The organism is Reyranella sp. (genome assembly GCF_004297405.1).
In the GTDB taxonomy this organism is placed as follows: Bacteria; Pseudomonadota; Alphaproteobacteria; order Reyranellales; family Reyranellaceae; genus Reyranella.
In genome coordinates, this window is record NZ_SCVC01000021.1 from 436206 (window position 1) to 461353 (window position 25148).

The 25148-nt window shown below is 65.0% G+C and carries 20 protein-coding genes and 1 riboswitch; of the genes, 13 read left to right on the forward strand and 7 right to left on the reverse strand.

Annotated elements, in window-relative coordinates; all coding sequences use genetic code 11:
* Positions 1-30: 30 nt before the first annotated feature.
* Complete coding sequence (locus tag EPO50_RS15770) at positions 31-2118, forward strand: adenylate/guanylate cyclase domain-containing protein (protein ID WP_296345629.1); 2088 nt, start codon at positions 31-33, stop codon at positions 2116-2118.
* A 7-nt stretch (positions 2119-2125) separates the two neighbouring features.
* Here EPO50_RS15770 and EPO50_RS15775 read toward each other — a convergent pair whose 3' ends face one another.
* Both EPO50_RS15775 and EPO50_RS15780 read right to left on the reverse strand, forming a co-directional pair.
* The gene (locus EPO50_RS15775) at positions 2126-2821 is read right to left on the reverse strand and encodes a hypothetical protein (protein WP_296345630.1); all 696 of its coding nucleotides are present in this window, start codon (positions 2819-2821) and stop codon (positions 2126-2128) included.
* A gap of 37 nt (positions 2822-2858) precedes the next feature.
* Complete coding sequence (locus EPO50_RS15780; RefSeq protein ID WP_296345654.1) at positions 2859-5105, reverse strand: carbohydrate porin; 2247 nt, start codon at positions 5103-5105, stop codon at positions 2859-2861.
* 278 nt (positions 5106-5383) lie between these two features.
* Between EPO50_RS15780 and EPO50_RS15785 the strand changes: the two genes are divergently transcribed.
* The 4 genes from EPO50_RS15785 (at position 5384) to EPO50_RS15800 (ending at position 9824) form a co-directional block, all read left to right on the forward strand.
* A complete protein-coding gene (locus EPO50_RS15785) occupies positions 5384-5668 on the forward strand; it encodes a metal/formaldehyde-sensitive transcriptional repressor (RefSeq protein WP_296345656.1) in 285 nt (94 codons plus the stop codon).
* Positions 5669-5977: 309 nt separating this feature from the next.
* The gene (locus tag EPO50_RS15790) at positions 5978-7726 is read left to right on the forward strand and encodes an ABC transporter permease subunit (RefSeq protein ID WP_296345658.1); all 1749 of its coding nucleotides are present in this window, start codon (positions 5978-5980) and stop codon (positions 7724-7726) included.
* Between the two features lie 11 nt (positions 7727-7737).
* A complete protein-coding gene (locus EPO50_RS15795) occupies positions 7738-9063 on the forward strand; it encodes an AAA-associated domain-containing protein (protein ID WP_296345660.1) in 1326 nt (441 codons plus the stop codon).
* Positions 9064-9110: 47 nt separating this feature from the next.
* Positions 9111-9824: an MgtC/SapB family protein gene (locus EPO50_RS15800; protein WP_296345662.1), complete on the forward strand. Its 714-nt coding sequence runs from the start codon at positions 9111-9113 to the stop codon at positions 9822-9824.
* 4 nt (positions 9825-9828) lie between these two features.
* On the opposite strand, the gene EPO50_RS15805 is transcribed toward EPO50_RS15800, so the two are convergent.
* Positions 9829-10767: a histone deacetylase family protein gene (locus tag EPO50_RS15805; RefSeq protein ID WP_296345664.1), complete on the reverse strand. Its 939-nt coding sequence runs from the start codon at positions 10765-10767 to the stop codon at positions 9829-9831.
* A gap of 77 nt (positions 10768-10844) precedes the next feature.
* Between EPO50_RS15805 and EPO50_RS15810 the strand changes: the two genes are divergently transcribed.
* Both EPO50_RS15810 and EPO50_RS15815 read left to right on the forward strand, forming a co-directional pair.
* Complete coding sequence (locus EPO50_RS15810; RefSeq protein WP_296345666.1) at positions 10845-11204, forward strand: hypothetical protein; 360 nt, start codon at positions 10845-10847, stop codon at positions 11202-11204.
* An 18-nt stretch (positions 11205-11222) separates the two neighbouring features.
* Complete coding sequence (locus EPO50_RS15815; RefSeq protein WP_296345667.1) at positions 11223-12710, forward strand: YdiU family protein; 1488 nt, start codon at positions 11223-11225, stop codon at positions 12708-12710.
* 15 nt (positions 12711-12725) lie between these two features.
* Here EPO50_RS15815 and EPO50_RS15820 read toward each other — a convergent pair whose 3' ends face one another.
* Positions 12726-14552 (reverse strand): sulfatase-like hydrolase/transferase, encoded by a 1827-nt coding sequence (locus EPO50_RS15820; protein ID WP_296345669.1) that lies wholly within the window; start codon positions 14550-14552, stop codon positions 12726-12728.
* Positions 14553-14559: 7 nt separating this feature from the next.
* The gene (gene cobD / locus EPO50_RS15825; protein WP_296345671.1) at positions 14560-15561 is read right to left on the reverse strand and encodes a threonine-phosphate decarboxylase CobD; all 1002 of its coding nucleotides are present in this window, start codon (positions 15559-15561) and stop codon (positions 14560-14562) included.
* Between cobD and cbiB the strand changes: the two genes are divergently transcribed.
* On the forward strand, positions 15560-16534 hold the full coding sequence (cbiB, locus tag EPO50_RS15830) for an adenosylcobinamide-phosphate synthase CbiB (RefSeq protein ID WP_296345673.1): 975 nt from the start codon (positions 15560-15562) through the stop codon (positions 16532-16534). The two genes, cobD and cbiB, sit on opposite strands and share 2 nt — an antisense overlap.
* Here cbiB and EPO50_RS15835 read toward each other — a convergent pair.
* Together EPO50_RS15835 and cobO are read right to left on the reverse strand one after the other, a co-directional pair.
* Entirely contained in the window at positions 16518-17978 is a 1461-nt protein-coding gene (locus EPO50_RS15835; protein WP_296345817.1) for a cobyric acid synthase, read from the reverse strand. The two genes, cbiB and EPO50_RS15835, sit on opposite strands and share 17 nt — an antisense overlap.
* Positions 17979-18007: 29 nt before the next feature.
* Positions 18008-18619, reverse strand: coding sequence for a cob(I)yrinic acid a,c-diamide adenosyltransferase (gene cobO, locus EPO50_RS15840; RefSeq protein WP_296345675.1), 612 nt, complete (start codon positions 18617-18619; stop codon positions 18008-18010).
* Positions 18620-18700: 81 nt separating this feature from the next.
* On the opposite strand from cobO, the gene EPO50_RS15845 reads away from it, so the two are divergent.
* From EPO50_RS15845 to cobN, 5 genes are all read left to right on the forward strand, one after another.
* Complete coding sequence (locus EPO50_RS15845) at positions 18701-19399, forward strand: HupE/UreJ family protein (RefSeq protein WP_296345676.1); 699 nt, start codon at positions 18701-18703, stop codon at positions 19397-19399.
* Between the two features lie 44 nt (positions 19400-19443).
* A riboswitch (cobalamin riboswitch) is annotated at positions 19444-19637 on the forward strand.
* Positions 19638-19762: 125 nt separating this feature from the next.
* Positions 19763-20389: a HupE/UreJ family protein gene (locus tag EPO50_RS15850; RefSeq protein WP_296345678.1), complete on the forward strand. Its 627-nt coding sequence runs from the start codon at positions 19763-19765 to the stop codon at positions 20387-20389.
* 19 nt (positions 20390-20408) lie between these two features.
* Positions 20409-20786: a DUF1636 domain-containing protein gene (locus EPO50_RS15855; protein ID WP_296345819.1), complete on the forward strand. Its 378-nt coding sequence runs from the start codon at positions 20409-20411 to the stop codon at positions 20784-20786.
* Complete coding sequence (gene cobW, locus EPO50_RS15860; RefSeq protein ID WP_296345680.1) at positions 20783-21817, forward strand: cobalamin biosynthesis protein CobW; 1035 nt, start codon at positions 20783-20785, stop codon at positions 21815-21817. Before EPO50_RS15855 ends, cobW begins: the two co-directional genes overlap by 4 nt.
* 5 nt (positions 21818-21822) lie before the next feature.
* Positions 21823-25146: a cobaltochelatase subunit CobN gene (gene cobN, locus EPO50_RS15865; protein ID WP_296345683.1), complete on the forward strand. Its 3324-nt coding sequence runs from the start codon at positions 21823-21825 to the stop codon at positions 25144-25146.
* Positions 25147-25148 lie beyond the last annotated feature (2 nt).

Sequence of the window (25148 nt, forward strand, 5' to 3'; positions counted from 1 at the left end):
GGCAGGGTATTGCCTCCAGCATCGAGTGAGATGAAGCAAGTTCGTCGGTCTATTTCATTCAGCGTCACCATCCTGACGCTGATGGCGCTGATTGTGCTGCCGCTCGCTCTGGCGTTGCTCTGGCTTGGCTGGCGCTCGGTCAATTCGCTGGAGCAGCGCGGTACCAACCAGCGTGTCGCCGCGCTCGAAATGGCGGTCGAGCGCTTCATGACGGAGGGGCTGCGCACTGTCGTCTCGGTTGGCCAGACGCTGGCCGATGGTCCGAGCTTCAATGCCACCGAAAACCCGATGATCGACGAAGAGCGTCGGCGGCAGCTCATCGCGATGCTTGGCCGGCATCCGGTGGTTCAGGCCGGCTTCGTCGGCTACGACGACGGCAGCTTCATCTACGCTGGCCGGTTGGGCTCCTTCTCGATTGCCCAGCGCCTCGAATTCGACGCTCCCGATGGCGAATCGCTCATCGTGCGCATCATCGCCGATGGGCGGGAGAGCTGGTGGTTCTATGCGCCGGACGGCAAACACGGCCCCGCGAAGGAACGCCTGACCGACTTCGATCCACGCACACGTCCTTGGTACATCGAGGCGATGAAGGTGCATGGGCCGATCCTGACTCAGCCTTATCGTTTCGCTCAGACAAACGATAAGGGGATATCCGCTGGCGTTCCCCTGCGCGATGGCCACGGGGTCGTCGGCTTCGACTTCACCTTGTCGACCCTGTCCCAGCTTCTGACTGCCTACAAGATCACCAGCAACTCGGTGATCATGATCGGGACCGGTCCTGGCTCGGTCGATATCGAATCCGAACCCTGTGCGACCGATACGCCGGGTTGCTTGCCCGGGGACGCCGCGGTGCGAGAGCGGTTGCGTCAGTCGATCAGGCAGGCCCTCTCGACCGACACAAAGTTCGATCGCGAAGTACAGGTGGCGGATCGCGCTTACCGCGTCATCACGCATCGCATGCAGGAGACGCTCGGCCAGCGGTTTGTGATTGCCGTTGCCGTGCCGTTGTCGGAACTCAACGCCGACTCGCGTACCTTGGTCGAGCGCGCCGCCGGCGCTGCGGCCATAACGGTCCTGCTTGCCATCCTGGCGGCATTCGTGGCGTCGATCCTGGTGTCGCGATCGCTTGCCCGTATTGCCGTCAAGACCGACCAGATTCGCCAGCTCGACTTCTCCGATCAGACGCCGGTCGAGAGCCGCATTACCGAGATCGTGCGCCTGTCCGACGCCGTCGAACGCATGCGCGAGGGGCTGGAAATCTTCGGCCGCTACGTGTCGAAGGATCTTGTCCATCAGATCATGCGTTCACCCTCGACGTCGGGCGTCGGGGGCATACGTCGCGAGATCACCGTGATGTTCACCGACATCGAGGGCTTCTCGATGTTGAGTGAAACGATGGAGCCGGAGCTGCTGACCAGCCGCCTGTCGCGCTATTTCGAGGCGCTGGGCTCGGCGATCTCGGCCAATCGCGGCATGATCGACAAGTATATCGGTGACAGCATCATGGCGTTCTGGAATGCGCCGGTGCCCGATCCCGATCACATCGCCAATGCCTGCCGCGGTGCGCTGCAGGCCGCCGCCGCTGGCCGCGAGCTTTCCGAGAAATGGCGTGAGCGCGGCCGGCCGGGCTTCCGCACGCGCTTCGGCCTGCATACCGGGCCAGCCGTGGTCGGCAATGTCGGCGCCCGCGAACGCATCAACTACACGCTGGTGGGGCAGGTTGCCAACCAGGCGTCGCGGCTCGAAGGCATGAACAAGGTCTATGGCACGGAAATTCTGGCGAGCGGCGAGGTCGCCCAGCCGACCGCCGAGCTTTTCGTGTGGCGCCATATCGACCGCGTTGTCGCCGTAGGCACGACCGAGGCGCACGATGTGCACGAACCGCTGGGGGAGATTGCCAGTGCTCCGGAGCATGCGGCGTTCCTCGCTCGGTGGGATGCGGCGCGTGAAGCCTATGTTGCCGGCCGGTTCGACGAGGCCCTTGCTGCGTTCCGGTCGGCCGCCGCGTTGCGCGAGTCGGATGCGCCGTGCCGAGTCTTCATCGGCCGCTGCGAAGCCCTGCTGCGAGACGGCATGCCGGCTGGCTGGGACGGTACCTGGCACATGGACCGGAAGTAAGCTCTCTCTAGAATCGGATGGTCACGCCTATCGTGGCGAACAGTGTATTGGTGTCGTCGAAGGTTGTGCCGACCAGAAGGTCGAAATCGTACCGACCGTTGTTCGGCGTGTAGCGCAGGCCCATCTGATTGCCGATCGTTCCGGGATGGCGACCGAAAGCCTCCAGCATGAGGGAGATATCTCCACCGATATCGACTTCCGCCTGTCCACCCCAGAAGAAAGCGTTGGGCTGGTCGCCAGCGAGATAACTCCAGCCGCCGTTGATGTTGATCCGGAGGTTCTTGCCGATGGGGATCGTCACCAGGCCAATGATCGATCCGAGGTTCACGCTCCCCGTCTCGAGATTGACCGCTGCGTTGAATCCCAGACCAACGCCGACACCCTCGGTATCGCTTTGGAGGTTGATCTTGATTTGCGGGCCCAGCAGGGGCGCACCGATGATCTGGTCCCAGTAGTGCTGATAGGCGACGGCGATTTCTAGCCAGGGGACTTTGACAGGTGTGCAAGCTGGTTCGAAATTGGCGTAACCGTCGCCGGGAATGAAGCGCGTCACCCACATTTCGAGGTGGCATCCGCCTGGCGTTTCAACTTCCGAATCATCGACGATGTGTGCGCCGCCAGCAGCCTGTCCCATCGACGGCGAGAACAACAAACTCGACGCCAGGAGAAATCCGGCGACGATGCCGGCGACACACTTGTGCATGTCGCCGACTATCGTCGAGCTCTATTGCGCTCCAGTGTCAGAAGCGTGCCGACAACCTGCCGCTGAAGACATGCACCGGGCCGCGCACGGTGTTGTACGCAGGGTTGACCAGCAACTGGTAGTCGGCGGTGGCGGTAATGCCCTTGGCAATCTGAAAGGCGTAGTAGGCTTCGACGACGCCTTCGGAGCCATAGGTGAGGTTGCCGTCGCCGACCAGGACACCGAGGCCGCCGGCGACCAGGAAGCTGCTGTGGTCGCCGGAGATCGAGTTCCAGGCGCCGGCGATGCCGATGCGATCCTGCTCGCGGCCCCACCGTGTGCCCTTGATCGAGACGCCGAGCGACAGGCTGGTGTCGATGTCGGTAAAGGCCACGATCTCCGACTTGCCGTTGTTCCAGCTGAAGCGACTGAACAGGCCGATGTCGTCGGTCAGCTCCTGTTCGAGGTTGACGTAGAATCCAAACTTGGTGCGGCCTTGCCGGGTCTGGGCAATCGTTTCGTCGGCCGCAACGCCGTTCGCGAGCGCCAACGCCACCGCTTCATTGTAGGAACCGGAGAAGACGCTGTTCATCCAGGCGCCGAAGCGGATGGCGCCCGGCCGATCGAACGGGCGGTAGCGCAACTCGAGCTCGCCGACATAGCCGCCGCGCGAGAAGAGCGCGAGATCGAAGGTGTTGGCATTGGGCTCGTTGCCCACCAGGAAGTAGCCGGCGCGTACCGCCCAGTTGGGCTGGTTGAGTTCAGCCAGGAAGCCCCAGGTGAGGCCCAGCCGGTCGGCGGGATAGTCGAAGGCGCCCGACGCCCAGATCGACCAGTTGAGGAAATCCATGCGTGGATCTTCGGCATAGGTATTGCCGTCGAAGACGTCCTTCACTGAGAACTTGCCGATCTGCAAAGTCACTCGCGACACGTCGCGCTCACCCGAGAGCTGGCCATAGTCGCTCGCGACCTTCTCGCGTTCGCCACCAAGACCGATCTCCTGGCGCAGGAAGAGCCGCGAGGTGTTGTAGCGCGGGTAGGGGAAGTTGGACTTCTGTGCCTCGCCATTGGGATAGCCGCCGGCGCCGGTCGTATTGGCAACGCCGAAACCCTGCAGCAGCTCGGGATTGTAGTAGAGCTCGGCGCCCTGCCAGAGCCGGATTCCGAGGAAGGCCGAGGCCGTCCAGGTCTCGCGGCTCTGACCCTCTGGCGGCAGGCTGTTGGCGCCGGAGTAGGCGGCGTTGAACGGCGGATAGCCCTGGAAGATGAAGGTCGTCTGCCCGTGGATTTCCCACGAACCGAATCCACGATCGGGCCTTTCGGACTTGGAGTCTTCTTTGGCCCCGAACTTGTAGTTCAGGCCCAACCGGATGCGATGCAGGTCGTAGAGAGAATCGTAGCGGGCCGGCGTGGCGAAAACGAAGCCGTTGAGCGGCAGGCTGGTGTAGAGATATTCGGCACGCGCCGACCAGTTCGAGTCGAGCTTGTAGTCGATGCCGGCACCCAAGACGTAGCCCGCCCGGATATTGCTGGGGCTCGCATCCTCGTTGCCGGTGGTGAGGTCCGTACGACTGGACCGCGTGCTTGCCCAGGCGATGCCGCCGGTGACGAAGGGCGTCCAGGGACCAATGCCATAGCCAATGCGGCCACGCAGGCTCGCGAGATACTCGAGCTGCTGGTTAGCCGTTCCCGCGGCCGTCGCGCGATAGGACAGGACCTGCGCCAGGTCTTCGGCGCCGGGGAAGGACATGTCGACTTCGAGGCCCAGCATCAGGCGCGAGTAATAGTGCTCGTAGCCCGCCTGCACGCCGCCGAAGAAGGTGCCATAGGGGGACGTGCCACCAGCCGTCGCGACGCCAATAGGATCGGCGAAGGTCGCCGTCGCATTGCCAAACAGGTAACCGACATGGCCGCCGACATAGAAGCCCGAACGCGGCAGCTCCGGATCTGCTGCCCAGGCAGGCGAAGCAATGGATGGGGCGGCGAGCGCCGTTGCGGCGGCCGCCAGCCTGCCCAGAACCTTATGTGTTGCCCTGGCTGCCTTCTTCATTGTTCTCGCCCCATTATGCGCCTTGCGGCCCGGTTCCGCATCTTCGTGCTGTAGCCGATCTTCGTCGGGTGCAGTTACGCTCTTGTGTAACGTGACCGGAACGCGCCGGTCGTTGAGCCGCACGACGTTGCCGATCCTTCTGGGCAGACGTTGCCAGATGCACTCCAGGCGGCCGTCAGGACGCAGTTTCCAGTAACAGGAGAGAACGGGGATGCCCGGAAACACGGTTGGGCTGATCTTGCGGACGATGGTCATCCGCGCCTCCTTCAATCAGATCGGTTGCACCGACCGGGAGGGGCGCGGATCAGGAGGAGGTCAGGTCAGGCCGACCCTCGAGAACCCACGCCGCCGCTCATGCCGGCGTCGACATCAGGACCAGTCGAACGACGACTATGTCCTTCCGTCGAGTTGCTGCTAGATCGCGGGTTCATCGGGACCTTGCTGTTGGGTGGATTCGGTGTGCCCCATCCGGCAAATGGACAGGTCGCGCCGATGAGGCGTATATACCCCCCTCCAGGATAGGATCAAGCAGAATGTCGGACACCCTGCGAGAAAAGGAAAAGCGAAAACTCCTGATGCGTGTGCGGCGTATCCGGGGGCAGCTCGATGCCGTCGAAAGGCGACTCGAGGAAGATGCGAGCTGCTCGTCCGTACTGCAGCAGGCGGCAGCGTGCCGCGGCGCGCTTGACGGCTTCATCGCCGAGGTGATCGAGGACCATATTCTGGAGAACTTCGTCAATCGCACGTCCAAGCGCGATGACATGCGCGTGCAGGCGGCAGAGGAACTCGTCGAGATCGTTCATTCGTACTTCAAGTGACGCTACTGCACTTGACCGGTCTCCGGCCGAGGCGTATTGGGCCGCACGAAAGCAACCGTAAGGGATTCGATGAACCCGCGATCTAGCAACACCTCGTCCGATTGCCACAGTCGCTCTGCGACCGTGACGACGGCCGGGATTCTTGCCCGGGAGATCGAGATCCCGAGGACCAGCCTGCTGCTTTAGGCTCTCCTCAGGTCGCGCCGCCCGGGTCGAACACACGATCCGATCTGAAGGAGGCGCGGATGAAGGCAATTCGCAACATCTGTCCTCTAGTTTGCCGCGCGGCGGCGAGCTGAGGGGGCAAGTATGGACAACCGCAAGGAAAAGAGCCGGCTTCCGACACCGCTCGGCTTGGGCGGAGCGCGGCTGTGGCTTAATTTCCACGACCTCGCAATCTTCATCCTGATCGCCGGTGTCTTCGTCGCCATCGCACATGGCGCGCGCGGCATGGTCGCGCCGGCAGCGTGGCTCGCCAGCGATCCCGTGACGCTCGATCCGGCCAATCTGCCAGACTATGCGCTGCGCACGACCCTTCGCATGTTCGCCGCCATCGTGGCATCGCTGGTCTTCACCTTCGTCGTGGCAACACTTGCAGCCAAGAGCCGCCGCGCCGAGCTGGTGATCCTACCGGCTCTCGACATCCTACAGTCCGTGCCGGTGCTGGGCTTTCTGACGTTCACCGTCGTGTTCTTCATCGGCCTGTTTCCGCAGAGCCAGCTTGGCGCTGAATGCGCGGCGATCTTCGCGATTTTCACCAGCCAGGCCTGGAACATGGCCTTCAGCTTCTATCAGTCCTTGCGGACCGTGCCGGGTGACCTCGACGAAGCGGCACGTCACTTCCAGCTTTCGCCATGGCTGCGCTTCTGGCGACTCGAAGTCCCGTTCGCCGCGCCCGGCCTGATCTGGAACACCATGATGTCAATGTCGGGTGGCTGGTTCTTCGTCGTCGCCTCGGAGGCGATCACGGTAGGCGACACCACGATCAAGCTGCCGGGTATTGGCTCGTGGCTGGCACTTGCCATCGCGCAACGAGATGTAGCGGCCGTGCTGATGGCCGTTGGCACCATGGCGGCCGTCATCCTGGCTTACGACCAGCTCCTGTTCCGCCCCATCGTTGCCTGGGCCGATAAATTCCGCTTCGAGCAGACCGCCGCGCAGCAACGGCCGCGTTCCTGGGTCTATGACCTGTGGCGACGCGGTCGCCTGATCCGCCGAGTCTCCGCCCTGATCGGTGCCTTGTCGGCGCACATCACCACCGTCGCACCGCGTCGTGCGCCGTCGCCGCAACGGGTGGGACCGGTTGGTGCTGGGCGGAGAGCCGATTTCGTGTGGCTGGCCGTGGTGCTGATCGCCGTCGCCTGGGCACTGTGGCGGATCGTGCTGTTCGCCGATCAGACGCTCACGCTCGATGACGTTGCGAAGGCCGTGGGCCTTGGCTTCCTGACGCTGCTGCGGGTCGCCGTCTTGATCGCGCTCGCCAGTCTCGTGTGGGTTCCGATCGGCGTCTGGATCGGCCTGCGTCCGGGGATCGCCACACGCGTGCAACCGATTGCACAGTTCCTGGCGGCATTCCCGGCCAACGTGCTGTTTCCGATTGCCGTCGTCGCCATCGTGTCGTGGAAGCTCGATCCGGACATCTGGCTCAGCCCGCTCATGATCCTGGGCACGCAGTGGTACATCCTCTTCAACGTGATTGCCGGTGCCAGCGCCTTTCCGACCGACATGCGGGAGGTCGCTTCCCTGTTCCGGCTGCGCTCCTGGCAGTGGTGGCGCAAGGTCATCGTGCCGGGGATCCTGCCGTACTACGTGACGGGGGCGCTGACGGCCTCGGGCGGTTCGTGGAATGCAAGCATCGTGGCCGAGGTCGCGAGCTGGGGCGATACCAAGCTCGAAGCCTCCGGGCTCGGCGCCTATATCGCGCAGGCGACGGAGGCGGGCGACTATCCGCGCGTCGTCCTCGGCATCGCCGTCATGTCGATCATGGTCGTCGCCTGCAATCGCCTGGTCTGGCGACCGCTCTATCGCCTCGCCGAACGACGCTTCCGCCTGACTTGAAGGAGACGACAATGGACACCAACCTCCTCACGCGGCCGCTGGCGCCGTCTCCGTCGCCCCTGGTCGTCGTCGACAAAGTGCGGCAGCTCTATCCCAAGGGCAGCGGCGAGAACCTGCTCGTTCTTGACGGCATCTCGTTGACGCTTGGCAACAATGAGATCGTCTCACTGCTCGGTCGCTCCGGCTGCGGCAAGTCCTCGCTGTTGCGCATCATCGCGGGCCTCCTGCCGGCCAGCGAGGGCCAGGTGTCGATCGCCGGCCGGCCGGTGGCGGGGCCAGCTGGCGACGTCGCGATGGTGTTCCAGACTTTCGCGCTCTTTCCGTGGCTTACCGTGCAGGAGAACGTCGAAATCGGCCTGGAGGCGCAGGGCATTGCGCCCGCTGAACGGCATCGGCGGGCCCTCGCAGCCATCGATCTGATCGGCCTCGACGGTTACGAGAGCGCCTATCCGAAGGAACTGTCGGGCGGCATGCGCCAGCGTGTCGGGTTGGCGCGGGCGCTGGTCGTTCACCCCAAACTCCTGCTGATGGACGAGCCTTTCTCGGCGCTCGACGTGCTGACGGCGGAGACCTTGCGCACCGACCTGCTCGATCTCTGGGGCGAGGGGCGCATGCCGATCTCGTCGATCCTGCTGGTCACGCACAATATCGAGGAGGCGGTGCTGATGTCGGACCGCATCCTTGTCTTCTCGTCCAATCCCGGGCGCCTCGTGGCTGAGATTCCGGTCACCCTGCCGCAGCCGCGCAATCGCCTCGATCCGACCTTCCGTCAACTCGTCGACGACATCTATGCGCTGATGACGGCACGGCCGGCGGGAAAGGCACCGGGTGCCTTCGCCGGCAGCGGCATCTCCATGCTGTTGCCGCACCTCTCGCCCAATCTGCTGGCCGGATTTCTCGAAGCCGTGGCGGGCGACCCCTACCGCGGCCGCGCCGACCTGCCTGCGCTGGCGGAGACCTTGCAGATGGAAATCGACGACCTGTTCCCGATCGCCGAAACCTTGCAGCTCCTGCGCTTCGCTGAGCTGGCCGAAGGCGACATCAAGCTGACCGAGGCAGGACGCCGCTTCGTCGATCTCGATCCCGATGATCGCAAGCGGCTGTTCGCCCAGCATCTCCTGGCCTACGTGCCGCTCGCCGGCCACATCAAGCGGGTGCTCGACGAGCGCGGCGCGCATCGCGCACCGGCCAGCCGCTTCCGCGACGAGCTCGAGGATCACATGTCCGAACAGTTCGCCGAGCAGACCTTGCGCGCCGCCATCTCGTGGGGCCGCTTTGCCGAGGCCTTCGCCTACGACGAGGCAACCGGCGTCTTCAGCCTCGACAACCCGGCCTGAACGCGGGCTGTCATCAAATTGCAACCTGCCCCGATCATGGAGGGGCCATGTCCTTTGATCTTGTGGCCCTGGGCGATCCCGCCCTGCGCCTTACGCTCGCCCTGGTGCTGGGTTCCGCGATTGGCTTCGAGCGGCAGTGGCACCAGAAGATGGCCGGCCTGCGCACCAACGCCCTCGTGGCGCTGGGCGCGGCGGGCTTCGTCGTGTTCTCCGGCCTAGTCGGCCAGGGCGATCCGACGCGCGTCGCAGCCCAGGTCGTGACCGGCATCGGCTTTTTGGGCGCGGGCGTGATCTTGCGCGAAGGCGTCAACGTCCATGGGCTGAACACCGCAGCGACGCTCTGGTGCTCGGCCATGGTCGGTACCCTGGCGGGTGCGGGTCATGGTGGTCCGAGCATCCTCGCCGCCGTCTTCGTGATCGGCACCAATCTCTTCCTGCGGCCGCTGGTGCGGCGCATGAACTTCAGGCTGCTGACCTCGACCGACTCGGAAACCTACTACACGGTCGAGATCGCCTGTCGTGGCGCGGAGGAGGCGCATATGCGCTCCCTGCTCCTGCATGCGCTGTCCCAGGCGGGCCTCGGCCTTCGCCGTCTCGACAGCGAGGATATTCCCGATACGTCCAAGGTCATGGTGACGGCGCAGGCTGTGGCGGCGAAGCGCAACGATGCGGCGCTGGAACAGATCGTCGGCCGGCTCAGCCTCGAGTCGCATGTCAGCGCGGCGACCTGGCAGATCGACCGCGCCATCCCCGAGTCCTGAACCGTCAGGCGGCGTCGGCCGCCATCAACGTCCGCACGTGCGTGGCGACCGATTCGGCGAGAGCGGCGAGGTCGTAGCCGCCTTCGAGCACCGAGACGAGGCGGCCGCCGGCATGGCGTCCGGCGATGGCCAGCAGCTCTTCGGTGAGCCAGACGAAATCCTCGGTCTCGATGTCGAGCTGCGCCAGCGGATCGCGACGGTGCGCGTCGAAGCCGGCGGAGACGATCACGAGCTCGGGCGCGAAGCCGTCGAGCGCGGGCAGGATGCGCTCGCCCCAGGCCGTACGAAACTCGGCGCTGCCGCTGCCGGCGGCCAGCGGCACGTTCACCACGTTGCCTGCAATGCCACGCTCGCGCGGAAAGCCGGTGCCGGGATAGAGCGGATATTGGTGCGTCGAGGCGTAGAAGAGCGTCGGTTCCGGCTCGACGACGGCCTGAGTTCCCTGGCCGTGATGAACGTCGAAATCGATGATCGCCACACGTTCGACGGCGAAGGCTGCCTGCGCATGCCGCGCGCCGATCGCGACGTTGTTGAAGAGGCAGAAACCGCCGGGGACATCCGGCGTCGCGTGATGGCCCGGCGGTCTGACGGCGGCAAAGGCGGTCCGCGCTGCGCCGCCCAGAACACCGTCAACCGCCGCCACGACGGCGCCCGCCGCATGGCGGGCGGCATTGGCGCTGCCGGCACTCATCACCGTGTCGGCGTCGATGTGGACCAGCTCACCGGGCGGTGGCCGGATGCCCAGGATGGCATCGACATAGCCCTGCGGATGGACGCGCGTAAGTTGCTCGATGGTGGCTTCGGGCGCCACGAGACGTCTCAGGCCGGCGAATTCCTCGTCGGCCAGGATGGCCATGACCGCGCGCAGCCGGTCCGGTCGCTCGGGGTGGTAGTCGCCAGTGTCGTGTTCGAGAAAGGATGGATGGCTGATCAACAGCGTCATAGGGCCCCTCTAGCGCGGTTCGACGATCTGCGACAGAGTCGACCGCAACGCTTCTTCCCTCGTGAGGTTCATTGTTCATGTTGCGCAGTCTGGCTGTTGCCGCCCTGGTCCTCGGTTCGGGGGAGGCGTTTGCCCAAGAAACCATGTTCCGGTTGAAGAATGCCACGGGTTACCCGATTAGCCAGCTTTCCGTGTCGCCGACCCAGCTCAATTTCTGGGGCCCCAACTTCTTGCGGCCACCGGTCATCAAGCCGGGCGAAGCTCGGGAAGTCTCCTATCGCGCGCCCACCGACTATTGCATGGGTGATCTGAAGGTGAGCTTTGCCGACGATGGCGCGCCCGCCGTATGGCAATATCTGAACCTCTGCACTCTGCAGAAGATCTCGCTGCACTACGACCGAGCCAGCGGCATCACGACTGCCCGTTACGACGAGTAAACCCACCGCGAGTAAACCATGGCGAACCCGGCCGGCCTGCCTTTCGACAACAGCTACATCAAGCTGCCGGAGCGTTTCTATGCCCGGCTGGCACCGACTCCGGTCGCAGCACCTCGGTTGGTGAAGCTCAATCGGGCGCTGGCTTTCCAGCTTGGCCTCGATCCCGAGGTGCTGGCGTCGCCGGAAGGTGTCGAGATGCTGGCCGGCAACCGCGTCGCGCCGGGCTCGGAGCCGATCGCGCTCGCCTATGCCGGCCATCAGTTCGGAAACTTCGTGCCGCAGCTCGGCGATGGCCGCGCCATCCTGCTGGGCGAGGTCATCGACCGTGACGGCCAGCGCCGCGATATCCAGCTCAAGGGATCGGGCCGCACGCCGTTTTCGCGTGGAGGCGATGGCCGCGCCGCCGTGGGGCCGGTGCTGCGCGAATATATCGTCAGCGAAGCCATGGCGGCGTTGAACATTCCGACCACACGCTCGCTGGCGGCGGTCACGACCGGCGAGCCGATCTGGCGGGACGGCGAGCTGCCTGGCGCCGTGCTGACCCGTGTCGCGTCGAGCCATATCCGCGTCGGCACCTTCCAGTTCTTTGCCGCGCGCGGCGATACCGAAGCGCTGCGCCTGCTGGCCGACCATGTGATTGCGCGCCACTACCCGGAGGCACGCGACTCCGACCAGCCCTATCGCGTCCTGTTCGAGCGGGTGATCGCCCGTCAGGCGTCGCTGGTCGCCAAGTGGCTATTGGTTGGCTTCATCCATGGCGTGATGAACACCGACAATTGCTCGATTGCCGGCGAGACGATCGACTACGGTCCCTGCGCCTTCATGGACGCCTACAATCCCGAGACGGTGTTCAGCTCGATCGACCAGCAGGGCCGCTACGCCTATGCCCATCAGCCGAGCATCGCGCACTGGAACCTGGCGCGGTTTGGCGAGACGTTGCTGCCATTGCTGGCCGAGGACAGCGACGCCGCGCTCGCGATCGCCAACGAAGTGCTGCCGACGTTCCGCGGCCACTACGTCGAGGCGCTGACGGGTGGCCTTCGCGCCAAGCTGGGCCTGACCACCGAACAGGAAGGCGACTCCGAGCTTTCACAGGCCTTCCTGAATGCCCTGACCGATGGCCAGGCCGATTTTACCCTGGCGTTCCGTCGTCTGGGCGATGCGGCGGCCGATCCCGCTGCCGACGCCACGATCCGCAGCCTGTTCGGGAACAAGCCGGAAGCGTTCGACGACTGGGCGGTGCGCTGGCGTCAGCGGCTGGCGGCCGATCCGATGGATGGCACCGCCCGCAAGGCGGCGATGGATGCGGTCAACCCGGTCTATATCCCGCGCAACCATCGCGTCGAGGCGGCTCTTACTGCCGCTGCGGAGCGCGAGGACTACGCCCCCTTCGAGGAACTGCTGACCGTGCTCGCTAAGCCCTACGAGGCACGATCCGAATTTGCAGCCTACGAGGAACCGCCGCCGCCAGATCAGCGCGTCTATCGGACGTTCTGCGGCACGTGAGGATCGGTCGCCGTCTCAGATGTTGACGGCGGATTCCGGCCTTGCCTCGTTCCAGTTGATCCAGTCCTTGAGCGGCATGAAGCTGCCGTCGTCGACGCCAATCTCGCGCGCGATCAAGGCATTGAGCTTGGCGTTCATCGCGGCGATGAGGTCGCGATTGCGGTCGAAGTCGTAGGCGAGGTTCACGATCTCGTCGGGGTCGTTGCGCAAATCATAGAGTTCGAGATCGTTCTTCGTGCGCAGTTCTTCCAATGTCGCTGGCGTGTTGAAGCCGCGGAACGAGAAGTATCGGCTGAACTTGTAGCGCTCGTCGACGATCGACCGGATGCAGACACGCAGCGGCCAATTGACCGGGAAGGTTTCGATCGTGCGGAACAGCGCTGACCGCGCGATCGACTTGTTCTGCAGGGTCTCGTAGAGCGTCTTCGTGAACTGCGGATCGTGCACCATGAGCTGGCTGTAGCAGAACAGCACGCCGCCACGGCGTTGCGTGAAGTCGGGATTCACCGGCTGGCGCAGTAGCGGCGAGAAGTCCTGGCCCTTCATCCGCGTCATGACGTCGGCCACCGGCGCCGTCGGCTTGCCGGTCAACGAGACGATCGTCGGCACGAAATCGAGATGCGATGTCGTCTCGACGCAGCGCTGTCCGCCCTTGATTGCGGGATGTACCACCAGCATCGGCACGTGGTTCTGCTGGCGATAGGTCGTCGTCCCTTTGCCTGACAGGCCGCCGTGGCAGCCCAGCAATTCGCCATGGTCCGACGTGAAGATGACGATGGTGTTGTCGGTGAGGCTCAGCCGGTCGAGCTGGTCGAGCAACTGCACGATCTGCTGGTCGACATCGCGGACGGCATTGAAATAGTAGTTCTGGCGCATCCGCACCCGGCTTTCCTCCTGCGGGATCAATCCCGTCAGGATGCCGTTGGCGGCATAATAGATCCGGTGCGCCGGCACGCGATCGGGCGTGTCGAGCGATTGCTGCCAGGTCTTTTGCAGCGGGATCTCGTTCCATTGCCGCTTGTAGAGCGCATCGTTGGGCGGGAAGGCGATGCTCAGCTTGGCCTCGACCGCCTGCTGCGGGGGCTGGCCCGGCGTGTCGGTGTTCACCCACATCACATCGTGCGGGTTGACGAGGTTGACCGCGAGATACCAGGGCTGGCGCTTGTCGGCCATCGGCCGGCCCTTGGCCTTCAACCACTGCACTGCCTGCGCCGTCGTGATCTGGTCGTACTGATAGCCACCCCGAGCGCCTTCGATGAAGTCGCCGACGCCGGTGTAGTCGTAGAAACCGTAGTCGCGATCCATCATGGTCTCGAACAGCGCCTTGATGTCGTCGGGATGGTTCTCCATCGCCATCGCGCCGTTGAGATGCCACTTGCCCTTGTAGGCCGTGTAGTAGCCGAGCTTGCGCAGGACCTTGCCGATGGTCGGCAGCTTGGGGTCCAGGCTCTTCATGTAGGGCACGCCGGCATTGTCGAAGATGCCGTTATGCGGCATGTGCAGGCCGGTATAGATCACCGCCCGCGAGGCCGAGCACATGTCGGCGGCGATCTGGTGATTCTCGAAGAAAGTGCCGGTACGACGCAGCCGCTCGTGTCCCGGCAGCGGCACCGGCCAGCGCGGACCCATATAGTGTTCCTGGTCCGTCAAGATGAAGAGAATGTTGTAGCCGCCGTCGTTCGACCCTGGCGCATCGGCAGATGGAAATTTGGACTCCGTGCCGCCGGTGATGCGTACGCCTTGCGCCGTATTGGTCGCCGGGGCATCGCAGGCCGCGACCGTCGAAGCGGCTGCAGCGGCCGAGGCGGCTTTGATAAAGGTTCTGCGTGAAGAACGAGCCACGGGATCCTCAATCGTTGAAGCTGGTGCGAAGGCGTTCGAAGGCAGCATCGCTGCCGGGCAGGCCGAAGCGCAGCCAGGTCGGCTGTTGTCGGAAACTCCTGACATGGATGCCGTGATGGCCAAGCCGCTCGACCATGACCGGCGCTTCGGAATGTTCGGCAAGGCAGAAGAGTGGCGTACCGCCTTTGATGGCGCAGCCTGCCTCGAGGAGAACGTCGTCGAGTCGCTGGCGATCCGCCGTCAGGCGCTCTGCCGTTGCGCTCAGCCAGGCATCATCGTCGAGTGCCGCTCGACCGATCTCCAATGCGGGACCTGAAACTGCCCAGGGACCAAGTTCGCCGCGCAGCCTCTCGGCAAGCTCGCGGCCGGCGATGGCGAAGCCCAGGCGCAGGCCGGCCAGGCCATAGGTCTTGCCGAAGGAACGCAGCACGATCGTGCGCGGCGGCAAACTGCCCGCGAGGCTGCTGGCCGGCGCCAGGAGATCGATGAAGGCTTCGTCGACCACCAGCAGCTTGGACGGAGACGGCAATTCATCGGCGGCCAGAAGGCGGCCCGTGGGATTGTCTGGATTGACCACCACCACGACCTCGGCCTCTTTCGCCTGATCGGGATCGGTGACGGTCGAGACTTCGTGTCCCTGCCGGCGCCAGCAGATTTCGTGCTCCTCATAGGTCGGGCCGATGATGGCCACCCGGCTCGGCGGCAGGACGCGCGGCAACATCTGGATCAGGGCCTGCGTGCCGGGGGCGGCGACGATCGTGGCCGGGTGGGAGACGCCATAGCGACGGGCGGCGGCAGCAATCAGAGCCTCTTCCTCGGCTCGTTCGGGCAGTCGTGCCCATGCTTCTGCAGACGGCGCCGGCACGGGATAGGACACCGGGTTGATGCCGGTCGACAGGTCGATCCAGGGCTCCGGCGCGTCGGGAAAGCGGGCGCGGACCGCGGACAAGTCGCCGCCATGCTCTACCCGTTTTCCGAGTGCAAGCGCCGTGTTAGGCAGAGCATTCATGTTCGCCGGTCTTGCCCTTGTCGCCGTCGCCATCGAAGCGGCCGTTGGATATCCCGACCCGCTCTATCGTGCGATCGGCCATCCAGTGACCTGGATCGGGCGGCTCATAGCATGGGCCGACGACGCGTGGAATTCGCCCACGGCCTCGTTCGAGCAACGCCGCGGGATGGGCGTCGTCCTGCTTCTCGTGCTTCTGGGCTCGAGCATCGCCGTGGGTGTCTTCGTGGCGGACCTGCTGGACGACATCTTCGACGATCTCTTTGGTGCGCTGCTCTGCGGCCTGCTGGCGAGTTCGTTGATCGCGCAACGGAGCCTCGCCGCGCATGTTGCAGATGTAGCGCGCGGGCTCGATGAGCACGGGCTGGTCGGTGGGCGCAACATGGTCTCGCGTATCGTCGGCCGCGATACCGAGGCCCTCGACGAAGCCGGCATCTGCCGTGCGGCGATCGAGAGCCTCGCCGAGAATTTTTCCGACGGCGTCGTGGCGCCGCTCTTCTGGATGGTCGTGGCGGGCCTGCCGGGCGCGTTGGCCTACAAGGCGGTCAACACGGCCGATTCCATGGTCGGTCACAAATCCGATCGCTATCGCGCCTTCGGCTGGGCCTCCGCTCGCTTCGACGATCTGGTGAACCTGCCGGCCTCGCGGCTGACGGCCCTCTGGTTGATCGCGGCGGCGGCATTGCTGCCGGGCTGTTCGCCGGCGAATGCGATGGCGGCTGTGCGTCGTGATTCCCGGCATCATCGCTCGCCCAACGCCGGTTGGCCGGAGGCCGCCATGGCGGGCGCACTCGGTATCCGGCTCGCCGGTCCGCGCATCTACGGTGGCGTGACGGTCGATGATCGCTGGATGGGTGATGGTCGGGCCGAGCTGACGGCCAACGACATCCGCGCTGCGTTGCAGCTCTATCGCACGGCCTGCGGCATACAAATCGCGGTCATCGCTTTGTTGGCCGCCATCATCGTGCTGGCGTGAGATCGGGCGCGCGCGCCAACGCGTAGAGCCGGTCGAGATCGATGTGCTGCTCGATGTGTTCGGCCAGGCGATCGAGCGTGACTTCGATGCCGGCTTCGTAGTCGAAGCCCGTGCTGGCCGCGCCGATCCTTTGCAGCCAGTGGCGACGCTGCCGGTCGTCGGCCAGCAGCCCATGAACATAGCAGCCGGCAATCCGTCCGCTCTCGTCGACGGCGCCGTCGCTGCCTCCGCCGTCCAGCGTCAGCAGCGGTCGCATATCGCCGGTCGTGCGGCCGATATGCATCTCGTAGCCTTTGAAGGGGACGCCGCCTGCTTCCGTCTGGCCTGTGACTTCGACCAGCACCTTGTCGCCGCCTAGCACGGTCTCGACATCGAGCAAGCCCAACCCCTCGACGCTGCCGGGCGGGCCTTCGATGCCATCAGGGTCGGCGATATGGCGGCCGAGCATCTGATAGCCACCGCAGATTCCCAGCACATGCCCGCCACGGCGCAGGTGCGCGCGCAAATCAATCTCCCAGCCCGCGGCACGCAGGGCCGCGAGATCGGCGATGGTCGCCTTCGAGCCCGGCAGGATGACGAGTGCGGCATCACCGGGGATCGCTTCGCCGGGGCGCACGAACACCACGTCGATCTCCGGCTCCTGCCGCAGTGGATCGAAGTCGTCGAAGTTGGCGATACGCGGATAGGCCAACACGGCAATGCGAACTGCGCCGCTGGCAGTGCGGACGTTGTTCGGCAGGCCGAGGGCATCTTCGGCAGGCAGCCGGTGGGCGTCCTCGAAGAAGGGGACCAATCCCAGCGCCTGCCATCCCGTATGCTGCTCGACCAGCTTCATGCCATCGGCAAACAGAGCGGGATCACCACGGAATCGATTGACGATGAAGCCTACGATCATGGCGGCATCGGCAGGATCGATCACTGTCTTGGTGCCGACCAGGCTTGCGATCACGCCGCCACGGTCGATGTCACCGACCAACACGACGGGCACGTTAGCGGCGCGGGCGAATCCCATATTGGCGATGTCGGCCGCACGCAGGTTTACTTCCGAAGCCGAGCCTGCGCCTTCGACCAGAAGAAGATCCGCTTCGGCGGCGAGCTTGCCGAAACTTTGCAGCACGGCACCCAGCAATCCTGGTTTCATCGTCTGGTATTCGCGTGCCTTGGCATTGCCGACGACGCGGCCCTGCACCACCACCTGCGCGCCGACATCGCTCTGGGGTTTCAGGAGCACCGGATTCATGTGGACGCTGGGCGCGATGCCGGCCGCGCGTGCCTGCAGCGCCTGGGCACGTCCGATCTCGCCGCCATCGGCCGTGACGGCCGCATTGTTCGACATGTTCTGTGGCTTGAACGGCCGCACCTTGAGACCGCGCCGCGTGTAGGCGCGGGCCAGGGCCGCGACCAGCAACGACTTTCCGACATCGGAGCCCGTACCCTGGATCATCAGGGCGCGCGCGGTGGTCCTTTCGGCCATCAGAACTCGATGCCTTCCTGGGCTTTTACGCCGGCCGCGAAGTGGTGCTTCACCAAGGTCATCTCGGTCACCAGGTCGGCTGCCTCGATGAGCTCGGGCTTGGCGTTGCGGCCGGTGACGACGATATGCTGGTCGGAACGCCGCGCCTTCAGGGCGGCCACGACCTTGGTGATGTCGAGGTGGTCGTAGCGCAGTGAGATATTGAGTTCGTCGAGCACGATGAAGCGGATCGACGGATCGGCCATCAGCTCCAGTGCCTTCGCCCAGGCGCGCTCGGCGGCTGCCACGTCGCGCTCGCGATCCTGGGTTTCCCAGGTGAAGCCTTCACCTAGTGTGAACCACTGCACCTGATCGCCAAACCGTTCGACGGCAAGCCTCTCCCCGGTTTGCCAGGCACCCTTGCCGAACTGCACGACACCGCAACGCAGACCTCGACCGATGGCGCGTAGCAACAGACCAAAGGCTGCTGTCGACTTGCCTTTGCCCTTGCCGGTGTGGACGACGAGGAGGCCCTTCTCGACAGTCTTGAGGGCAACCTCTTTGTCCTGGATGGCCTTTCGGTTGGCCATTTTTGCTTTATGGCGAGCTTCTTCGTCCTGTTCGATCGTCATGGCTGCCTGCTGTGCGATGGGAGTACAGAATGATCGCCGGGGCACACGACAGCAAGGTAGACCGAAGATTGTTGACGGCTCTTGGCCATCACCCGTATCAAAAGAACAACGGTGAGATTGGGAAGGCTCGCTGCAAAAATCGGGGAGGCTATGTCGGCATCGGTCCGTCGAATGGGCATGCTGGCGGCCGTGTTAATGGTCGCCCTTCAAAGCGTCGCCTTCGGCCAATCTGCCGTCGACGAAGAACTGCCGCGTACCTTTGCGGAGGGCTTGGCTTCGGGTGTGGGCGATCCGATCTTCGAATATTATCACCTGGCGGCAATTGTCGGCATTGGCATCCTGGCGGGTATCGCTGCGCGAGGACTCGTTCCGCTACTGGCTTTCAGCGCAGCTTCTATCATCGGCGTGGCCATCCAGATCAGTCCCGCCACGCTTCCCTTCGACGAGACAGTGGTCGCCCTGACGACAATCGGTATCGGCGCACTGGTCGTGCGGCGACAGACGATTCATCCGCAGATTGCATCCATTCTTTTCGCCATCGCGGGTCTCTTCCATGGCTACTCGTTGAGCGAATCAATCGCCAAAGCGCCAACGGCACCGTTATTGGCCTATATCGGTGGCATGCTCCTGGTCCAGATTGGCGTCGGCGCGATCGCCTGTGCATTCGCGATCAAGATCTCCGGTCGGCCGACTCAGATTCGGGGACTGACCCTCATTGGCGCCGTGGTGACTGTGGCGGGCGCCGTCGCCGCGGCCAACTCGATCGGCCTCTTCAGCTGAGGGTTGCTGCGGCTCGATTCCCGTTGACGGCGCTTCACCGCGACCCGTATCAAGCGCAGGACGGTGCCCCGCGAGGGGATCAAAAGGGAACACGGTGACGGGTTTAGGCCCCAATCCGAGGCTGCCCCCGCAACTGTAATCGGCAAGCCGAAGGCCTTGATACCACTGGGAAACCGGGAAGGTGGCCTGAGGCGGAGAGCCGAGAGCCAGGAAACCTGCCGTCGAAAGTGCCGCATCCGAGTCCTGGCGCGGGGAACCGCCGGGAGCGAGGTCCACCCGACATCCGGTCCTGACCGGAGGCGGGCTCCGTCGGAGACGGCAGCGAGACGAGTCCAGTCGGGCTCGCGACGACGGAGGCAGGCGATGACGACCCCGATCCGGCGAACGGCCATCCTGACAGCTTTTCTCATGCTCGCCTGGCAGGTGCCCGCCTATGCGCACCATGCAATGGATGGTGACCTGCCGCAGACTTTTGTGCAGGGCCTGTTGTCGGGGCTCGCCCATCCCATCATCGGCCTCGATCATCTGGCCGCCATTGTCGGCGTCGGCGCTCTGGCGGGCATCGCTGGCCGCGGCGTGGCGCCCGTTCTGGCGTTCAGTGCGGCCATGATGGCGGGCGTTGCGATGCATCTCGGCAGGATCGATCTGCCGGGTGGTGAATTGCTGGTTGGCCTGGCGACACTGGGGATCGGCGCACTCCTGATCCTGCGCATCGTGATCTCGCCAGTGCTTGCGGTTGCTCTGTTCGCCGTCGCGGGACTGATACACGGCCATGCGCTGGGCGAATCGATCGTCGGGGCGGAGCCTGCGCCGATCGTGGCCTATCTCGCGGGTCTCTTCATCGTGCAGACCGCGATCGGTCTTGGCGCGTGCCTCGCGGCTCAGCGCCTTGCCAGTCGGGCCCGCACCCTAGCGCTTTCGGCGGCGGGCACTGCGGTTGCGCTGATCGGCGGTGCGGTTGCTGCGTCTGCAGCTGGCCTCGCAGCCTGATCGGAATCGCTACATGACGATGTCTTCCACGCTTTATGTTTGCGTGACGTGTCGCGGCAATGGCGACATATCCGCCGGTGAGCCGCGGCCCGGTGCGCGTCTCCTGGCGGCGATTGAACATGGATCGGCAGAAGTTGGCGAAGGTGTCGCCGTCATCGGCGTCGAATGTCTGTCCAACTGCTCGCGAAGCTGCAGCGCTGCCGTCGCCGCTCCGGGCAAGTGGACCTATGTGATCGGCAATCTCGATCCTGAGCAGCACGCCCCCGACATTCTCGCTTTTGCCCGCCAGCACAGCGCCCATGAACTCGGCCTGCCCGTGTGGCGCGAGCGTCCCGAACACATCCGAAAGAACACCATAGCGCGTGTCCCGCCGATAGCCCTGAAGGAGTCCCCATGAGTACGCTTGCCAAAGTACCGTGCACCATCGTCACCGGTTTCCTCGGGGCCGGGAAGACGACACTGGTTCGTCACGTGCTGGAGAATGCCGGCGGCCGCCGTCTGGCGGTCATCGTCAACGAATTCGGCGATGTCGGCATCGACGGCGAAATTCTGAAGGGGTGCGGTATCGAGAGCTGCCCAGAGGACGCGATTGTCGAGTTGGCGAACGGTTGCATCTGCTGCACCGTCGCGGACGATTTCGTGCCGGCCCTCAAGGGGCTGCTCGACCGGCCCGTGCCGCCCGAGCATATCGTCATCGAGACCTCGGGCCTCGCGCTGCCCAAGCCGCTGGTGAAGGCCTTCAACTGGCCCGAGATCGCCTCGCGCGTCACGGTCGATGGAGTGGTGGCCGTCGTCGACGGCGCCGCGGTGGCGGCCGGCCGCTTTGCCGACGATCCCGAGGCGATCGCCCGTCAGCGTGCGGCCGACGACTCGCTCGATCACGACAATCCCTTGGAAGAAGTGTTCGAGGATCAGCTCCTCTGTGCCGATCTCGTCATTCTGAACAAGGCCGACCTCATCGATGCCGCCGAGAAGAAGTCGGTGATCGATCAGATCAGCCAGACTTTGCCGCGCGCTGTTGCACTCGTGGAGGCGCGCAACGGCCAGGTGCCGGTGAAGGTGCTTTTGGGTCTTGGCGCCGCGGCGGAAGCCGACCTCGAGGCGCGGCCTTCGCATCATGAACTCGAAGGCGAGCACGATCATGAAGATTTCGACACCTTCATCATCGATCTCCCGGTCTTCGCCTCGCCGCAGCAGCTAGTTGAGCGCATGGTGAAAGCGGCCGAGACGCACGATGTGCTGCGCATGAAGGGCTTCGTCGACATCGAAGGCAAGCCGATGCGGTTGCTCGTGCAGGGCGTCGGCGCGCGCATTCAGCATCAGTTCGATCGCCGCTGGCCGGACGGCAAGCAGCGCCAGGGCCGCCTCGTCGTCATCGGTGAGAAGGGTTTCGACCAGGCGGCGATCCGGACGCTTCTCGCAGGGTAGGCCAAATGCACGTCCTCGCGACCGAGCTGGCGAGCCTCGAAGAAGTCGAGACCGCCATCGACCTCGGCCAGTCGCCGGCGGAGGTCGTCGTGCTGTCCTTTTCGGACAGCGACCTCTCGGCGCTGGCGGCGGCCTGGCGCCACGACGTCGATCTGCTGCCGACCTTGAGGCTCGCCAGCCTGAAGAAGCTCAGGCATCCGATGTCGGTCGATCTCTATGTCGATCGCGTATTGTCCGACGCACGGCTCGTCATCGTGCGCGGCCTGGGCGGCCTCGATTATTGGCGCTACGGCTTCGAGCGCATCGGCGATCTGGCACGCGACAAGGGCATACTGTTCGCGGCCCTGCCTGGCGACGACCGGCCAGATCCGCGCCTTGCCGCTGTTTCGACTTTGGCGGCCGAAAAGCTTGCGGGCCTGGATGCCTACTTCCGGGCGGGCGGTACGGAGAATTTGCGCCAGGCGCTACGTTATGCCGCCAATCTGCTGGGAAGCGATCTCATTGGGGAGCCACCCCAGCCGGTCGGTGCTCTCTCCGTCATCGGACCGCCCGCCGACGGCCGTCCCGCGGCGATGGTCGTGTTCTATCGCGCCAACCTGATGGCAGCGGATATGGCGCCCATCGAGGCGCTGTCGCAGGCACTCGATCGCGAAGGGCTCTCGGCTTTCGCGGTAGCCGTCGGCAGCCTCAAGGATCCGGCGATCCAGGCCGATCTCGATCGGCTGATCCGAGAGCGTTCACCAAAGATCATCCTGAACACCACGGCCTTTTCGGCGTTGCGCCAGGACGAGACGACCGTGCTCGATGCTGCCGATGCGCCGGTACTGCAGGTCGTGCTGTCGGGCAGCACGCGCGAGGCCTGGGAAGGCTCGCCGCGTGGCCTGTCGCCATCGGACTTGGCAATGAACGTCGTCCTGCCCGAGCTCGACGGGCGGTTGCTGGCGCGCGCCATCTCCTTCAAGGCCGAGACGGCGGTCGATCCACGCCTCGAGTTCGCGAGTGTGCATCACGCACCTCATCCCGATCGCATCGACTATGTCGCGCGCCTTGGCGCGGCCTGGGCGAAGCTCGGGATCAAGTCGCGCCATGATCGCCGGCTGGCGTTGGTTCTCTCCGATTACCCGGCTCGCGGTGGCCGCACCGGCTATGCCGTCGGGCTCGACACGGCCGCCAGCGTGATCGAGATCATCTCCTTGCTGCACGACGAAGGCTACGATGTCGGCACCGAACCGTGGCAGCCAGCCGATGTCGAGCGGTTGCTGGCAGGCGCCGTCGATCACATCGATATTCCTCTGGCGCGCTACAACGAATGGCGTGCCGAGCTGCCGCCGAGCCTGCAGCGCGATCTCGTCGAGACCTGGGGCGAGCCGGCGCAGGATTTCCGATTGCCGGTGCTGCGTTGTGGCAAGGTGCTGGTTCTGCTGCAACCCGATCGCGGTACGAGCCTCGATCGCAAGTCGGGCTATCACGACACGAGCTGCCCGCCGAGCCACGCCTATGTCGCGCTCTACGCCTGGCTGCGCGAGCAGGAACGCATCGACGCGCTGGTTCATCTCGGCACGCATGGCACCCTGGAATGGCTGCCCGGCAAGGCGTTGGCACTGTCGGCGGAATGCTGGCCCGAGGCCGTGCTGGGCGCGTTGCCGGTCGTCTATCCCTTCATCGTCAACAACCCCGGCGAGGCCGTGCAGGCCAAGCGCCGCCTGGGCGCCGTGACGATTGGCCATCTGACCCCGCCGCTCAGTGCCGCCGGTTTGCACGGCGCGCTGGCCGAGATGGAAAGCATCATCGAGGAATATGCCGCGGCTGATGGACTCGATCGCCGACGTTTGCGCTTCCTCGAAGACGAGATCGTGGAGCGTGCCTGGAGCAACGGGCTCGCCGCCGAGTGCGGGTTGATGAAGGACGAACCCAATCGCCAGGCCATTTCCAAGCTCGACGCGCAGCTTTGCGACATCAAGGAACTCAGCATTCGCGACGGCCTGCACATCTTTGGCCGTACGCCGGATGAGGCGAGGGTGAGTGCGCTTGCCCAGGCGACAGGCCAGGAAGCCGCGGTCCGCGCTTCTGCGGGACGTGAGCGCAGTGCCTTGATCGCGGCTCTCGACGGCCGGCGTGTCGCGCCTGGTCCTGCCGGCGCGCCGACGCGCGGCCGTGCCGACGTGCTGCCGACCGGGCGCAATCTCACCTCGATCGATCCGCGGGCCATTCCGACCCGTACCGCTGCAGCCATCGGCACACGCGCGGCGGCGGAAGTCGTGCGGCGCTACCTGCAGGATCATGGCGACCATCCGCGCGCCCTGGTGATCGACCTTTGGGCCTCGGCCTCGCTGCGGACCGGCGGCGACGATCTCGCGCAGGCGCTGGCCTATCTCGGCGTGAAGCCGACATGGGATGCGGTGTCCGGCAGAGTTACCGGCATTGAGGTGATGCCGCTTGCCACCCTCGACCGGCCTCGCATCGACGTGACGCTGCGCATCTCCGGTCTGTTCCGCGACATCTTCGAGGCGCAGATCGCGCTGTTCGACATGGCGGTGCGCAAGGTGGCGGCGCTCGACGAGCCGGCGGAAGACAACCCGCTAGCTGAAGCCCATCGCAAAGGCGCCGATCTTGCGCGCGTCTTTGGCTCTGCGCCGGGAAGCTATGGTGCGCAGGCGGCCGACCTGGCGCTCGATGGCGACTGGCGCACGCGGGCCGACCTGGGCGAGGCCTATCTCGCCACCGTGACCCACGCCTATGGCGGCGCCGAAAGCGTGCGCGACGCCGGCGTGGGCTTTCGCAGCCGCGTGTCGGAAGCCGAGATTCTGGTGCATCCGCAGGATGATCGCGAGCGCGACATCCTGGACGGCGACGGTGTCGCCGATTTCGCCGGGGGCTTCGCCGCCGCGGCGGCCCTGCTGGGCAACGAACCCGAGCTCTATCATCTCGATACCAGCCGGTCCGAGCAGCCCAAGGCGCGTCGTCTGGCCGAGGAAATCGCGCGCATCGTGCGGGGGCGGCTCACCAATCCGCGGTGGATTGGCGGCATGCTGGAGCACGGCCATCGCGGCGTGGCGGAGATCGCCCAGTCGGTCGACGCGCTCTACGCCTTTGCCGCCACGGCCGAAGCGGTGCCGGCGCCGCTCTTCGATGCGACCCATGCGGCCCTGATCGCCGACGAGGCGGTCCTGGACGCCATGATGGCGCGCAATCCGGCCGCCACAGCCGCTATTGCAGGGCGGCTGCGCGATGCGCTGGAGCGTGGTCTCTGGGTAACGCGGCGCAATGCCGTGGAGCGTGAACTGGTACGGGCAATCGGACTTGCGGAGCCGGCGCGGGCGGTTGAATAAGA

Coding starts and splice junctions, on each gene's coding strand:
- EPO50_RS15780 (WP_296345654.1), bottom strand. CDS start 5,105: ATGACCATCGTCCGCAAGATCAGCCCAACCGTGTTTCCGGGCATCCCC.
- EPO50_RS15790 (WP_296345658.1), top strand. CDS start 5,978: ATGGACAACCGCAAGGAAAAGAGCCGGCTTCCGACACCGCTCGGCTTG.
- cobN (WP_296345683.1), top strand. CDS start 21,823: ATGCACGTCCTCGCGACCGAGCTGGCGAGCCTCGAAGAAGTCGAGACC.
- EPO50_RS15795 (WP_296345660.1), top strand. CDS start 7,738: ATGGACACCAACCTCCTCACGCGGCCGCTGGCGCCGTCTCCGTCGCCC.
- cobO (WP_296345675.1), bottom strand. CDS start 18,619: ATGACGATCGAACAGGACGAAGAAGCTCGCCATAAAGCAAAAATGGCC.
- cbiB (WP_296345673.1), top strand. CDS start 15,560: ATGTTCGCCGGTCTTGCCCTTGTCGCCGTCGCCATCGAAGCGGCCGTT.
- EPO50_RS15805 (WP_296345664.1), bottom strand. CDS start 10,767: ATGACGCTGTTGATCAGCCATCCATCCTTTCTCGAACACGACACTGGC.
- EPO50_RS15775 (WP_296345630.1), bottom strand. CDS start 2,821: ATGCACAAGTGTGTCGCCGGCATCGTCGCCGGATTTCTCCTGGCGTCG.
- EPO50_RS15810 (WP_296345666.1), top strand. CDS start 10,845: ATGTTGCGCAGTCTGGCTGTTGCCGCCCTGGTCCTCGGTTCGGGGGAG.
- EPO50_RS15770 (WP_296345629.1), top strand. CDS start 31: ATGAAGCAAGTTCGTCGGTCTATTTCATTCAGCGTCACCATCCTGACG.
- EPO50_RS15815 (WP_296345667.1), top strand. CDS start 11,223: ATGGCGAACCCGGCCGGCCTGCCTTTCGACAACAGCTACATCAAGCTG.
- cobD (WP_296345671.1), bottom strand. CDS start 15,561: ATGAATGCTCTGCCTAACACGGCGCTTGCACTCGGAAAACGGGTAGAG.
- cobW (WP_296345680.1), top strand. CDS start 20,783: ATGAGTACGCTTGCCAAAGTACCGTGCACCATCGTCACCGGTTTCCTC.
- EPO50_RS15800 (WP_296345662.1), top strand. CDS start 9,111: ATGTCCTTTGATCTTGTGGCCCTGGGCGATCCCGCCCTGCGCCTTACG.
- EPO50_RS15785 (WP_296345656.1), top strand. CDS start 5,384: ATGTCGGACACCCTGCGAGAAAAGGAAAAGCGAAAACTCCTGATGCGT.
- EPO50_RS15855 (WP_296345819.1), top strand. CDS start 20,409: ATGTCTTCCACGCTTTATGTTTGCGTGACGTGTCGCGGCAATGGCGAC.
- EPO50_RS15850 (WP_296345678.1), top strand. CDS start 19,763: ATGACGACCCCGATCCGGCGAACGGCCATCCTGACAGCTTTTCTCATG.
- EPO50_RS15835 (WP_296345817.1), bottom strand. CDS start 17,978: ATGATCCAGGGTACGGGCTCCGATGTCGGAAAGTCGTTGCTGGTCGCG.